This is a genomic window from Mycobacterium sp. (assembly GCF_049281135.1).
Taxonomy (GTDB): Bacteria; Actinomycetota; Actinomycetes; order Mycobacteriales; family Mycobacteriaceae; genus Mycobacterium.
Map to the genome: position 1 here is coordinate 1 of NZ_JBAPRN010000285.1, position 12,975 is coordinate 12,975.

Genomic DNA, 12,975 nt, shown 5'->3' on the forward strand with positions numbered 1-12,975 from the left:
TTGCCGGCCGCGGTCGCGACGACGTGGTTGTTGGTCAGAATCAAACCGTCCGCGGACAGGATGATGCCCGAGCCCTCCTCGGATGCACGACCGAGGTTGGTCTCCAGCATGACGACGCTGGGCACCACCTTGGCGGCCACCTGCTCGACACTGCCCATCGGTGCGTTCGAGGCCGGCATCCCGGGGGTCGCACCACCCGATAGCGAGCCGTCTGCGACGGAGGAGAGCGATCCGTGGTGCGCTACAACCGACGCGGCGGCACCGCCGATACCGGCCGACACCACCGCAACCGCCACCGCGCCGACAGTCAATGCGCCTGCGCGAGAACGCTTTCGGGGAGCCGGCGGCGGAGGCCCACCCTGACCGCCGGCGAAGTGGCCGTAGGGCTGCCGGTACTGCCCCTGCTGGGGCTGCTGGCCGTAACGCCAGTCGTAGCCCTGCTGATAGGTTTGCTGCTGCCCTGGGCTGGAATGGCCTGTGGCCCCGCGCTGATCGGACACGGGACCATATCCGTGCTGCTGCGGCGGTGGCGAATACCTCGGGTGATTCGTCATGTCGCTAGGTCGCTCTCTCTTGTGCAGTCGGTTCAGACTCAAACAGTAACTGGATTTACCTTGCCTGCGTGGTCTGAGATTCGACTGAGATAACGTTCGCTGGTGGTGGAGAGTTCCCCGGAGTTGACGAGCTGGAAACATCCGCCTCATCTTCACCGTCGCCGGGGTAGTCAGAGACCGCCATCGGCTGACCCGGCAGCAGGACGTAAATCGATGTACCCGGCGGCTGGCCGCCGGGAACGGTGTCTTCGACGCGAAGCGCACCGCCGTGTTTGAGCACCACCTGTTTGACGATCGCCAGGCCCAGCCCTGAGCCGGGCACGGCCCGCGCCGTAATCGAGCGGAAGAACCGCTCGAAGACCAGCTCGCGCTCGTTCTCCGGAATGCCCGGTCCATGGTCGGCCACCACCAGCTCGGCGTGCGTCGCGTTGAGTTGGCGGAGCCGCACACCGACATGCTCGCCCGACGGACTCCATTTGGCCGCGTTGTCCATCAGGTTCAGCACCGCCCGCGACAAGCCGGCGGAGTCGCCGTACACCTGCCAGGGCGTGACCTCGACATCGAACTCAACATCCATGCGGCGCCGGCGAACTCGCTCCAGTGACCGGTCGATGACCTCGCTCATGTCGACCGGCTCATGAATCACTTCGCCAGCATCGGCGCGGGTCAGGTCCACCAAATCGCCGACCAGCGTTGACAATTCCTCGATCTGCGCGATGACGTCGGTCCGAAGGTCGACCATCTCCTGCTCGGGGATCGGCGGCGCACCGGGTGCGCTCGAAGCCATCAGCAGTTCGATGTTGGTGCGAAGCGACGTCAGCGGGGTCCGCAGCTCGTGACCGGCGTCGGCGACCAGCCGGGTCTGGCGTTCCCGGGATTCGGCCAGAGCTCGTAGCATCATGTTGAATGCCTCAGTGAGCCTGGCCAATTCGTCGCTACCGAAGACCGGTATCGGCCGCAGGTCGTCAGTGCGCGCCACCCGTTCGGCCGCCTCGGTCAACCGTCCCACCGGGCGCAGGCCGGCCTGGGTGACCATGCCGCCGGCGACCGCGGCCACGGCCATACCGACCCCGCCGACGATCACCAACACCCAGCGCAACTTGGTCATCACCGCATCGGTCGGCGCCAGGCTCTTGGAGATCAGCAGTGAGCTGCCGTTCGGCAGATGCACGGCCAGCACCCGTTGATTGGCGGCCGTGCGCCGGGACATGAACAGATCGCCGCGGATGACCGCCTTCTCCTGTTGCCCCACCGGCAACGTCTGACCCTCCTGGTTGGCCGTGTAGATCGACCGGCCAGGAGTCACCAGCATCGCGTTGACATCGGAATAGGCGGTGCCCTCAATGGCTTTCGCCGGGTCAGCCGCCAACGATCCGCTGGCGATCAAAAGCTGAGCCCGGCTCTGCAGCTGGTTATCGATGTCTTTGTACAGCGCCGCGGAGATCACCGCGTACACCGCGACCGCCATCAGGATGACGACCATCGCCACCATCGACATGGCCAGCAGCATCACCCGCCACCGCAGTGACAACGAGGTGCTGGTCCGCAGCTGACGTCGGCTCTGCAGACGGAACAGTGTTTTCAAGGGCATCAGGGAGGAGTTTCGCGAAGCACGTAACCCACACCTCGAACGGTGTGGATCAGTCGCGGCTCGCCATTGGCCTCGGTCTTGCGACGCAGGTATCCGACATACACCTCGAGCGCATTACCCGACGTGGGGAAGTCGAAACCCCACACCTCTTCGAGAATGCGGCTACGCGTCAATACTCGTCGCGGGTTGGCGATCAGCATCTCCAGCAAAGCGAATTCGGTGCGGGTCAGGCTGATCTGGCGTTGCCCCCGGGTGACCTCGCGAGTCACCGAATCAAGGGTGAGGTCGGCGAAGGTCATCGCCACGGATTCGGAGGCGTCTTCGATTCTGGTGCGACGCAGCAGCGCCCGCATCCGCGCCAGCAGCTCTTCCAGAGCGAACGGCTTGGGCAGGTAGTCGTCGGCTCCGGCGTCCAGGCCGGCGACGCGCTCGGAGATCGTGTCGCGGGCGGTCAGCACCAGGATCGGCAGATCATCCCCAGTGCTGCGCAGCTGCCTGCACACCTCCAGGCCGTCCAGCCGGGGCATCATGACATCGAGCACCAGCCCATCCGGCCGGTCCGCGGAGATCATCTCCAGGGCCTCAACGCCATCCTCGGCCAACGCGACCGAGTACCCGTTGAAGGAAAGTGACCTACGCAGTGACTCGCGCACAGCGCGGTCGTCGTCAACGACAAGAATTCGCACGACCACCAGTTTTAACCAATCGCCTGAGAACCTGCTGAGAGGTCGCCAAAACCGACTGCCGCAAATTGTTGCGCTTTTGCCGGGAGACCACGCTCACGGCAAAGAAATTAGCGTCGGTCGAGGTCGATCAAACCGAGGCGCGCCGCCTTCAACAGTCGGCGCGGCACCTTGTGCTGCTTGCCGGCCACCGTGACGCCGACGAGTTCTGGCTTCTCAGCCTTCCATTGCGCGCGTCGGCTACGGGTGTTCGAGCGCGACATCCGCCGCTTTGGCACAGCCATGATCAGGCCTTACTCCTGGTAGGGGGGTCGCCGCAAAAACGCCTCGGCAACGACGATTGGAGTTAATAGTAATGGCTGACCTGCTGCGGTCAAAAATGGGCGGTCGAGTTCGCCGGCGGCCTTGACGTGGCACCGCCAGTAGCGGCTAACCTACCGGTTGGTTGGCACATCCCAATGGAGAGGGCAGACGAGTGGCGGCGCCGGTTCGGATCGGAAACTGCTCGGGCTTCTACGGCGACCGGCATTCGGCGATGCGCGAGATGCTGGTCGGCGGCGAGCTCGACTATGTCACCGGTGATTACCTGGCCGAGCTGACCATGCTGATTCTCGGCCGCGACCGGATGAAGCATCCCGAGCGCGGTTACGCCAAGACCTTCCTGACCCAACTCGAGGAATGCCTGGGGCTGGCTTCCGATCGGGGGGTGCGCATCGTCGCCAACGCCGGTGGACTGAACCCCGCCGGCCTCGCTGACGCGGTGCGCGCCCTGGCGGAGCGCCTCGGTGTGCCCGTCCGGGTCGCTCATGTCGACGGTGACGACCTGGCACCCCGCGCCGAAGAACTCGGGCTGGGCAAGCCGCTGACGGCCAACGCCTACCTGGGGGCGTGGGGCATCGTCGACTGCCTGAATGACGGCGCGGACATCGTCGTCACCGGGCGGGTGACCGACGCGTCGGTGACCGTGGGGCCCGCGGCCGCCCACTTCGGCTGGCAGCGGACCGACTACGACCGCCTGGCCGGCGCCGTGGTCGCCGGGCACGTCATCGAATGCGGCATCCAGGCCACCGGCGGCAATTACTCGTTCTTCACCGAAATCCCCGACCTGACCTACGCCGGCTTCCCGCTGGCCGAAGTCCACGCCGACGGTTCGTCGGTGATCACCAAGCACCCCGGCACCGGCGGCCTGGTCAGCGTCGACACGGTCACCGCGCAGCTGCTCTACGAGATCACCGGCGCTCGCTACGCCAACCCGGACGTGACGGCCCGGATGGACACCATCGAGTTGTCCCAGGACGGCCCCGACCGGGTGCGGATCAGCGGGGTGACCGGTGAACCGCCGCCGCCGACCCTCAAGGTCTCGCTGAACAGCATCGGCGGATTCCGCAACGCGATGACGTTCGTGCTGACCGGTTTGGACATCGAGGCCAAGGCCGATCTGGTCCGACGGCAGTTGGACTCCGCGCTGTCGGTGAAGCCCGCGGAGCTGGAATGGACGCTGGCCCGCACCGACCACGCCGATGCCGACACCGAGGAAGCCGCCAGCGCTCTGCTTCGCTGCGTGGTCCGCGACCCAGACCCGGCGAACGTCGGACGCCAGTTCTCCTCGGCAGCAGTAGAATTGGCACTGGCCAGCTATCCGGGTTTCACCGTCACCGCGCCGCCTGGCGACGGTCAGGTTTACGGGGTGTACACCCCCGGCTACGTCGACGCCGCCAAGGTGCAACACGTCGCCGTGCACGCTGACGGCTCCCGCATCGGGATTCCCTGCGCCACGGACACTCTCGAGCTGCAGCCGGCCGATGCGCCACCGCTGCCGGAGCCGTTGCCGGACGGCCCGACGCAGCGGACACCGCTGGGCCGCATCGCCGCCGCGCGCAGCGGCGATAAGGGCGGGTCGGCCAATGTCGGGGTGTGGGTGCGTACCGACGAGCAGTGGCGGTGGCTGGCCAACACGCTGACGGTCGAGCTGCTTCGCGAGCTGCTGCCCGAGACCGCGGACCTGCCGGTCAACCGGCATCTGCTGCCCAACCTGCGTGCGGTGAACTTCGTCATCGAGGAGATCCTCGGCCAGGGCGTGGCGTATCAGGCACGGTTCGACCCGCAGGCCAAGGGACTTGGCGAATGGCTGCGCAGCCGCCACGTCGACATCCCAACAGAGTTGTTGTAAGAGAAGGGCTGTTGTGAGCATCTGGACCACGCCGGAACGCGATGCGCTCCGCAAGACCGTGCGCTCCTTCGCCGAACGCGAGATCTTGCCGCACGTCGACGAGTGGGAAAACAGCGGCGACTTGCCGCGCGAATTGCACCGCGCCGCAGGGGATGCGGGCCTGCTGGGCTCAAACTTCCCCGAGGAGGTCGGCGGCGGTGGCGGCGACGGCGCCGACGCGGTGATCGTCTGCGAGGAGCTGCACCAGGCCGGTGTGCCCGGCGGCGTGTTCTCGTCGCTGTTCACCTGTGGCATCGCCGTGCCGCACATGATTGCCTCCGGGGACCAACATTTGATCGACACGTACGTCCGCCCGACACTGGCCGGCGAGCTGATCGGTTCGCTGGCCATCACCGAACCCGGCGGCGGCTCCGACGTCGGGCACCTGCGCACCTCAGCGAAGCGCTCCGGTGATCAGTACATCGTCAACGGCGCCAAGACCTACATCACCTCGGGGGTGCGCGCCGACTTCGTCGTCACCGCGGTGCGCACCGGCGGCCCTGGCGCAGCCGGGGTTTCGTTGATCGTGGTCGACAAAGGCACGCCCGGATTCGAGGTGAGCCGCAAGCTGGACAAGATGGGATGGCGGTCCTCGGACACCGCCGAGCTGTCCTACGTCGACGCGGCCGTGCCGGTGGCCAACCTGGTCGGCGCCGAGAACACCGGCTTCGCTCAGATCGCGCAGGCCTTCGTCTCGGAGCGCATCGCCCTTGCTGCGCAGGCATATTCGAGCGCCCAGCGGTGTCTGGACATCACCGTACAGTGGTGCCGCGACCGGGAAACGTTTGGCAAACCGCTGATCTCGCGGCAATCGGTGCAGAACACTCTGGCCGAGATGGCCCGCCGGATCGACGTCGCCCGCGTGTACGCCCACCACGTCGTCGAGCGGCAGTTGGCCGGCGAGACCAACTTGATCGCCGAAGTGTGTTTCGCCAAGAACACCGCCGTCGAGGCCGGCGAATGGGTAGCCAACCAGGGTGTTCAGCTGTTCGGTGGGATGGGCTACATGGCCGAGTCGGAGATCGAGCGGCAGTACCGCGACATGCGGATCATCGGTATCGGCGGCGGGACCACCGAGATCCTCACCTCGCTGGCCGCCAAGCTGCTGGGATTCCAGTCATGAGCGCCCTGCGGTCCACACTCGACCCGAAGAGCGACACCTACACGGCCGCGGCATCAGCTGCGGAGTCCCGGCTCGAGGAGATCGATGCCGAGCTGGCCAAGGCGCTCGCCGGCGGGGGCGCGAAATACGTTGAACGTCATCACGAGCGCGGCAAGCTGACCGCGCGGGAGCGCATCGAGCTATTGGTCGACGACGACGCACCGTTCCTGGAACTGAGTCCGCTGGCGGCCTACGGCAGCGCCTTCCAGGTCGGCGCCAGCATGGTCACCGGCATCGGCGTGGTCAACGGCGTGGAATGCGTGGTCGTGGCCAACGACCCGACGGTCAAAGGCGGCACCAGCAATCCCTGGACGTTTAAAAAGGTCCTGCGCGCCAACCAGATTGCCTTCGAGAACCGACTCCCGGTGATCTCGCTGGTGGAATCCGGCGGCGCGGACCTGCCCACCCAGAAGGAAGTCTTCGTACCCGGTGGTCAGCTGTTCCGCGATCTGACCCGGCTGTCGGCGGCCGGGATCCCCACCATCGCACTCGTTTTCGGCAACTCGACTGCGGGCGGGGCCTACGTGCCCGGCATGTCCGACCACGTGGTGATGATCAAAGAACGCTCGAAGGTGTTTCTGGCCGGCCCGCCGCTGGTGAAGATGGCCACCGGCGAGGAGTCCGACGACGAATCGCTCGGCGGCGCCGAAATGCATGCCCGCACCTCAGGTTTGGCCGACTATTTCGCTGTCGACGAACTGGACGCAATCCGAATCGGGCGTCGCATCGTCGCCCGGCTCAACTGGGCCAAGCAGGGCCCGACGCCCGCACCGGTGATCGACCCGCTCTTCGACACCGAGGAACTCATCGGCATCGTCCCGGCGGATCTGCGCATACCGTTCGACCCTCGGGAGGTGATCGCGCGCATCGTGGACGGCTCCGAATTCGACGAGTTCAAGGCCATGTACGGCTCGTCGCTGGTCACGGGCTGGGCCCGGCTGCACGGTTATCCGCTGGGCATCCTGGCCAACGCCCGCGGTGTGCTGTTCAGCGAGGAGTCGCAGAAGGCCACCCAGTTCATCCAGCTCGCGAATCGATCGAACACGCCATTGTTGTTCCTGCACAACACGACTGGTTACATGGTCGGCAAGGACTACGAGGAAGGCGGGATGATCAAGCACGGTTCGATGATGATCAACGCCGTCTCCAACTCGACGGTCCCGCACATCTCACTGCTGATCGGCGCGTCCTACGGCGCCGGCCACTACGGCATGTGCGGGCGGGCCTACGATCCGCGCTTCCTGTTCGCCTGGCCCAGCGCCAAATCCGCGGTGATGGGTGGCGCGCAACTGGCCGGGGTGCTGTCCATCGTCAGCCGGGCCGCCGCCGAGGCCCGCGGCGAGAAGGTGGACGAGGACGCCGACGCGGCGATGCGAGCCGCCGTCGAAGGCCAGATCGAAGCCGAGTCACTGCCGCTGGTGATGTCGGGGATGCTGTACGACGACGGGGTGATCGACCCTCGCGACACTCGCGCCGTATTGGGAATATGTCTGTCCGCCATCGCCAATGGCCCGATCAAGGGGACGTCGAACTTCGGCGTCTTCCGGATGTGACGTTGATGGGAATAACTCGAGTTCTGGTAGCCAACCGCGGCGAGATCGCCCGACGGGTGTTCGCGACGTGCCGCACTCTCGGCCTGGGCACCGTCGCGGTCTACACCGACCCGGACGCCGACGCGCCGCACGTCGCCGAGGCCGATGCCCGGGTCCGGTTACCCAAGACCAACGACTATCTGAACGCCGACGCGATCATCGCCGCGGCTCGCGCGGCCGGCGCGGACGCGGTGCACCCCGGCTACGGATTCCTCTCGGAGAACGCCGACTTCGCCGCTGCGGTGCAAGCCGCAGGGCTGGTCTGGATCGGCCCGCCGGTGGACGCGGTGCGTGCGATGGGCTCGAAGATCGAGTCCAAGAAAATGATGGCCGCCGTGGGGGTTCCCGTGCTCGAAGAACTCGGCCCGGACACCGTCACCGCCGACCAGTTGCCGGTGCTGGTGAAGGCATCCTCTGGCGGTGGCGGACGCGGAATGCGGGTGGTCGACCAATTAGACGCGCTGCCAAGCGAAGTGGCCGCCGCGCAGCGCGAGGCCCAGTCCGCGTTCGGCGACCCGACCGTGTTCTGTGAGCGCTACCTGCCCACCGGGCACCACGTCGAGGTCCAGGTGATGGCCGATTCCCTCGGCACGGTGTGGGCGGTCGGCGAGCGGGAATGCTCGATCCAGCGCCGCCATCAGAAGATCATCGAGGAAGCGCCGTCACCCTTGGTCGAGCGCATACCGGGCATGCGGGCCCGGCTGTTCGAAGCCGCCCGGCTGGCCGCCGGCGCGATCGGCTACACCGGCGCGGGGACGGTGGAGTTTCTTGCCGACGACGACGGCGCGTTCTATTTTCTGGAGATGAACACCCGGCTGCAGGTCGAGCACCCGGTCACCGAGGAGACCACCGGACTCGACCTGGTCGAACTGCAGATCGCCGTCGCAGACGGCGCCCGATTAGACGCTGAACCGCCTGCCGCGCATGGACATTCCATCGAAGCCCGGCTCTACGCCGAGGATCCGGCGCGGGACTGGCAGCCGCAGGCCGGCCAGGTGCAACGCATCGATGTAGCGGCGGCCCGCACCGAGTTCAGCACACTCGGAGCGCGGACCGGTATCAGGCTCGACTCCGGAATCGTCGACGGCTCGGTGGTTTCCATTCACTACGACCCGATGCTGGCCAAGGTGATCTCCTACGCTCCGACGCGCCGCCAAGCGGCGCTGGTGCTCGCTGACGCGTTGGCGCGAACCCAGTTGCACGGCCTGCGCACCAACCGCAATCTGCTGGTCAACGTGCTGCGGCATCAGGCGTTCCTGGACGGCGCCACCGACACCGCATTCTTCGACACGCACGACCTGGCGAAACTGTCCGCCCCGCTGGTGGACGACGCGGTGATCCGGTTGTCGGCGATCGCCGCGGCGCTGGCCGACGCGGCCGAGAATCGGGCGACGGCCACCGTGCTCGGCTCGGTACCCAGCGGGTGGCGCAACCTGGCGTCGGGCTACCAGGTCAAGACGTATGCCGACGACGACGGCGTGCAGCATCGCGTCGAATACCGTTTCACCCGAACCGGATTACGGCTGCCCGTCGACGAGTCGATACGGCTTGTCTCTGTGACGCCTCACGAGGTCGTGTTGGCCGACGACCACGGGGTGGCACGCAGCTTCGCAGTGGCGCGCCGCGACCAAAACGTCTACGTCGACTCCGCGCACGGGCCGGTGCACCTGGCCGCGCTGCCCCGCTTCCCGGAGCCGGGATCGGCCGTCGAGAAGGGCTCGCTGGTTGCACCCATGCCCGGCAACGTCATTCGACTTGGGGCCGCGGTCGGCGATACCGTCACGGCCGGCCAGCCGCTGATCTGGCTGGAGGCGATGAAGATGGAGCACACCATCACCGCGCCGGCCGACGGCGTGCTCGCGGAACTCAACGTCGATACCGGCCACCAAGTTGAAGTCGGTGCCGTCTTGGCACGCGTCGACGGGCCCCACAATCCCGAAGCAGAAGGAGACACACGATGATCGACAGCAGCTTCATCGAAAACGAAGACCGCAAGGCGCTGCGCAAGGCGGTGTCCGAATGGGCATCCAGTTACGGCAGCGAGTACTACCTGAAGAAAGCCCGCGCCCAAGAGCACACCGACGAATTATGGTCGGAAGCAGGCAAACTCGGCTTTCTGGGCGTGAATCTCCCCGAGGAGTACGGCGGCGGTGGCGCAGGCATGTACGAACTGTCGCTGGTCATGGAAGAGATGGCGGCCGCGGGTAGCGCGCTGCTGCTGATGGTGGTGTCGCCCGCCATCAACGGAACCATCATCAGCAAGTTCGGTACCGAGGAGCAGAAGAAGCGCTGGATTCCCGGTATCGCCGACGGCTCGTTGACGATGGCGTTCGCGATCACCGAACCCGACGCCGGCTCCAACTCCCACAAGATCACCAGCACGGCCCGCCGCGACGGCGGCGACTGGATCCTCAAGGGCCAGAAGGTCTACATCTCCGGCGTCGACCAGGCTCAGGCGGTACTGGTGGTGGCGCGTTCCGAGGAAGCCAAAACCGGCAAGCTGCGGCCGGCGCTGTTCGTGGTGCCAACGGATTCGCCCGGTTTCACCTACACCCCGATCGATATGGAGATCATCAGCCCCGAACGGCAGTTCCAGGTGTTCCTCGATGACGTGCGACTGCCCAGCGACGCACTCGTCGGTGCCGAAGACGCCGCAATCGCACAGCTTTTCGCGGGCCTGAACCCCGAGCGCATCATGGGCGCCGCCAGCAGCGTCGGCATGGGCCGCTTCGCGCTGGACCGCGCGGCCGACTACGTCAAGACCCGCCAGGTGTGGGGAACTCCGATCGGCGCGCACCAGGGCTTGTCACATCCGTTGGCGCAGTGCCACATCGAGGTCGAACTCGCCAAGCTGATGATGCAGAAGGCCGCCACGCTCTACGACAACGGCGATGACGGCGGCGCCGCGACGGCCGCCAACATGGCGAAATACGCTGCGGCCGAAGCTGCTACACGCTCGGTCGACCAGGCCGTGCAGTCGCTCGGCGGCAACGGGTTGACCAAGGAGTACGGCGTCGCCGCCATGCTGGCCTCGGCCAGGCTCGGCCGCATCGCACCGGTCAGCCGCGAGATGGTGCTCAACTTCGTCGCTCAGACATCGCTCGGCCTGCCCCGGTCCTACTGATGGCCACTCTCGTCGAGTACGCCGTCGACGGGCAGGTAGCGCGGCTGACACTGAATTCGCCGCACAACCGCAACGCGCTGTCGTCGACGTTGGTCGGCCAGCTGCATCAGGGCCTGCGCGACGCGGCGGGCGATCCCGCGGTGCGGGTCGTCGTGCTCGGCCACGCCGGGAACACGTTCTGCGCGGGCGCCGACCTGTCCGAGGGCTCGGCGGTAAACGCGGATCCCGCCGAGGCAACCGCCCAGCGGTCCCGCGAGATGGCGACGTTGCTGCGTGCCATCGTCGAGTCGCCGCGACCGGTGATCGTCGCCGTCGACGGCCACGTCCGGGCCGGCGGCATGGGTCTGGTCGCGGCCGCCGATCTCGCCGTCGCGGGACCACGCAGCACCTTCGCGCTGACCGAGGCCCGGATCGGGGTGGCGCCGGCGATCATTTCGCTGACGCTGCTGCCGAAGTTGTCCGCCCGCGCCGCGGCCCGCTACTACCTGACCGGCGAGACGTTCGACGCCGCCACCGCCGCCTCGATTGGGCTGATCACAATGGCCGCCGACGACGTCGATGCCGCGGTGGCCTCGCTGGTCGCCGACATCGGTCGCGGCTCACCGCAGGGCCTGGCGGCGTCGAAGGCGCTGACCACCGCCGCTGTGCTGGACGGGTTCGACCGCGACGCCGAGCGGCTGGGTGCGGAGTCGGCGCGGCTCTTCGTCTCCGACGAAGCCCGCGAGGGCATGCTGGCGTTTCTGCAGAAGCGGCCGCCCAGCTGGGTGTCCGGATAACGACCCCCGCGACCACCCGCCGCAGGTTCCTCCGCTAAGCAAGGGGGATGCACGAAGACCGACGCGACAGCTGGCGAAATGTGCTGCGCAGCCTGTTCACCGGATGGCAGCGTCCGACCACCCATCCGGTGGACGACAGCGGCGAAGGCGCCGAAAGCCTGATCGGGTTCGTGGTGGCCGCCGCTCTGGTCGGGGTGCTCACCGGCGTCAGCGCGGCGAGCTTCCGGCTCCTCCTGCAACAGGGTGCGCGGCTACGCGCCAGCCTCGCCGGCTGGGCGCACGGCAGCTGGATGGGACTCTTCGTCGTCGTGCTCGTCTGCACGGCCGCCGCCGCCGTTGCGGCCGCGCTGGTCCATCGGATCGAACCGCACGCCGAGGGCAGCGGAATCCCGCGCGTCGAGGCCGTCGCTGACGGCCGCGTCAAGCCTGACCGATTCCGGATCCTGCCGGTCAAATACATCGGCGGGTTGCTGGCCATCAGCAGCGGCATGGCGCTGGGGCGTGAGGGACCATCGGTCCAGATGGGCGGGACCGCGGCCGTGATCGTCGCCACTTTGACCCGGCGCAACCTCGCGGACCTGCGCGTCCTAGTCGCCGGCGGCGCCGCGGCCGGGCTGGCGACCGCCTTCAACGCGCCCATCGCCGGCGGCGTGTTCGTGCTCGAAGAGCTCGTCAAGCGGTTCGATCCACGCACCACGGTCGCCACCCTCGTCGCGTCCGCGTCCGGCTTCGCCGCCGCCCACCTGCTTGTGAAATCACGGACCGAGTTCCACATGGCGCCGTTGGCCGAACCACGGCTCGTGGAATACGGCTGGGTCATCGCGATCGGAGCCGTCACCGGGTTGCTCGGCGTGCTCTACAACGCGGCGGTGATGTTCGCCCTGCGCCGAGCCGACGCCAGCCGCCTGCCCAAAGAGGCCCGCGCCGCCGCGACCGGTGCGCTCGTCGGGCTACTCGTCTGGGTGGCACCGGACCTGGCCGGCAGCGGCGACAACCTCACCCAGAACGCGCTACTCGGGCGCGGCGCATTGCTCGCGATCACCGGAGTGCTCGTGCTGCGGTTCGTGCTCGGCATCGTCTCCTACGCCGCCGCCACCCCGGGCGGGTTGTTCGCACCGATGCTGGTCCTGGGATCGCAGTCCGGCTTGATCGTCGGGCTGATCGCCATGCACGTGACGCCGCACGCCATGCCCAGCCTGGCCGCCTGCGCCCTCGTCGGGATGGCCGCCTTCTTCACCGCGTCGGTGAACGCCCCGGTGACCGGCCTCATCCTCGCCACCGAAA

General features: G+C 67.2%; 10 protein-coding genes and 1 pseudogene. 7 read left to right on the top strand and 4 right to left on the bottom strand.

All coding sequences use genetic code 11. The features are described from left to right. The 4 genes and pseudogenes from WAN02_RS11505 to rpmF form a co-directional block, all read right to left on the bottom strand. A pseudogene (locus tag WAN02_RS11505) lies at positions 1 to 554 on the bottom strand (peptidase S1); the annotation flags it as partial. Positions 555 to 609: 55 nt separating this feature from the next. Next, complete coding sequence (locus WAN02_RS11510; protein WP_422264295.1) at positions 610 to 2,145, bottom strand: ATP-binding protein; 1,536 nt, start codon at positions 2,143 to 2,145, stop codon at positions 610 to 612. Beyond that, complete coding sequence (locus tag WAN02_RS11515) at positions 2,145 to 2,831, bottom strand: response regulator transcription factor (protein WP_331510864.1); 687 nt, start codon at positions 2,829 to 2,831, stop codon at positions 2,145 to 2,147. The genes WAN02_RS11510 and WAN02_RS11515 overlap by 1 nt, the downstream gene beginning before the upstream one ends. A gap of 107 nt (positions 2,832 to 2,938) precedes the next feature. Beyond that, on the bottom strand, positions 2,939 to 3,112 hold the full coding sequence (rpmF, locus tag WAN02_RS11520) for a 50S ribosomal protein L32 (RefSeq protein ID WP_285184875.1): 174 nt from the start codon (positions 3,110 to 3,112) through the stop codon (positions 2,939 to 2,941). A 191-nt stretch (positions 3,113 to 3,303) separates the two neighbouring features. On the opposite strand from rpmF, the gene WAN02_RS11525 reads away from it, so the two are divergent. The 7 genes from WAN02_RS11525 to WAN02_RS11555 form a co-directional block, all read left to right on the top strand. Next, positions 3,304 to 4,998 carry an acyclic terpene utilization AtuA family protein gene (locus WAN02_RS11525; RefSeq protein WP_422264296.1) on the top strand — a complete coding sequence of 565 codons (1,695 nt, stop codon included), beginning with the start codon at positions 3,304 to 3,306 and terminating at the stop codon, positions 4,996 to 4,998. A 13-nt stretch (positions 4,999 to 5,011) separates the two neighbouring features. Next, on the top strand, positions 5,012 to 6,160 hold the full coding sequence (locus WAN02_RS11530) for an acyl-CoA dehydrogenase family protein (protein ID WP_422264297.1): 1,149 nt from the start codon (positions 5,012 to 5,014) through the stop codon (positions 6,158 to 6,160). Further along, positions 6,157 to 7,752 carry an acyl-CoA carboxylase subunit beta gene (locus WAN02_RS11535; protein WP_422264298.1) on the top strand — a complete coding sequence of 532 codons (1,596 nt, stop codon included), beginning with the start codon at positions 6,157 to 6,159 and terminating at the stop codon, positions 7,750 to 7,752. The genes WAN02_RS11530 and WAN02_RS11535 overlap by 4 nt, the downstream gene beginning before the upstream one ends. Positions 7,753 to 7,757: 5 nt before the next feature. Further along, a complete protein-coding gene (locus WAN02_RS11540; RefSeq protein WP_422264300.1) occupies positions 7,758 to 9,752 on the top strand; it encodes an acetyl/propionyl/methylcrotonyl-CoA carboxylase subunit alpha in 1,995 nt (664 codons plus the stop codon). Beyond that, entirely contained in the window at positions 9,749 to 10,915 is a 1,167-nt protein-coding gene (locus tag WAN02_RS11545; protein WP_422264301.1) for an acyl-CoA dehydrogenase family protein, read from the top strand. Before WAN02_RS11540 ends, WAN02_RS11545 begins: the two co-directional genes overlap by 4 nt. Beyond that, on the top strand, positions 10,915 to 11,691 hold the full coding sequence (locus tag WAN02_RS11550; protein ID WP_422264302.1) for an enoyl-CoA hydratase family protein: 777 nt from the start codon (positions 10,915 to 10,917) through the stop codon (positions 11,689 to 11,691). The genes WAN02_RS11545 and WAN02_RS11550 overlap by 1 nt, the downstream gene beginning before the upstream one ends. Positions 11,692 to 11,738: 47 nt before the next feature. After that, a partial coding sequence (locus WAN02_RS11555) for a ClC family H(+)/Cl(-) exchange transporter (RefSeq protein WP_422264303.1) occupies positions 11,739 to 12,975 on the top strand: 1,237 nt, incomplete at its 3' end.

Excerpts from the sequence above, each read along its gene's own strand:
- WAN02_RS11545 (WP_422264301.1), top strand. The coding sequence starts at position 9,749 with ATGATCGACAGCAGCTTCATCGAAAACGAAGACCGCAAGGCGCTGCGC.
- WAN02_RS11535 (WP_422264298.1), top strand. The coding sequence starts at position 6,157 with ATGAGCGCCCTGCGGTCCACACTCGACCCGAAGAGCGACACCTACACG.
- WAN02_RS11510 (WP_422264295.1), bottom strand. The coding sequence starts at position 2,145 with ATGCCCTTGAAAACACTGTTCCGTCTGCAGAGCCGACGTCAGCTGCGG.
- rpmF (WP_285184875.1), bottom strand. The coding sequence starts at position 3,112 with ATGGCTGTGCCAAAGCGGCGGATGTCGCGCTCGAACACCCGTAGCCGA.
- WAN02_RS11550 (WP_422264302.1), top strand. The coding sequence starts at position 10,915 with ATGGCCACTCTCGTCGAGTACGCCGTCGACGGGCAGGTAGCGCGGCTG.
- WAN02_RS11540 (WP_422264300.1), top strand. The coding sequence starts at position 7,758 with ATGGGAATAACTCGAGTTCTGGTAGCCAACCGCGGCGAGATCGCCCGA.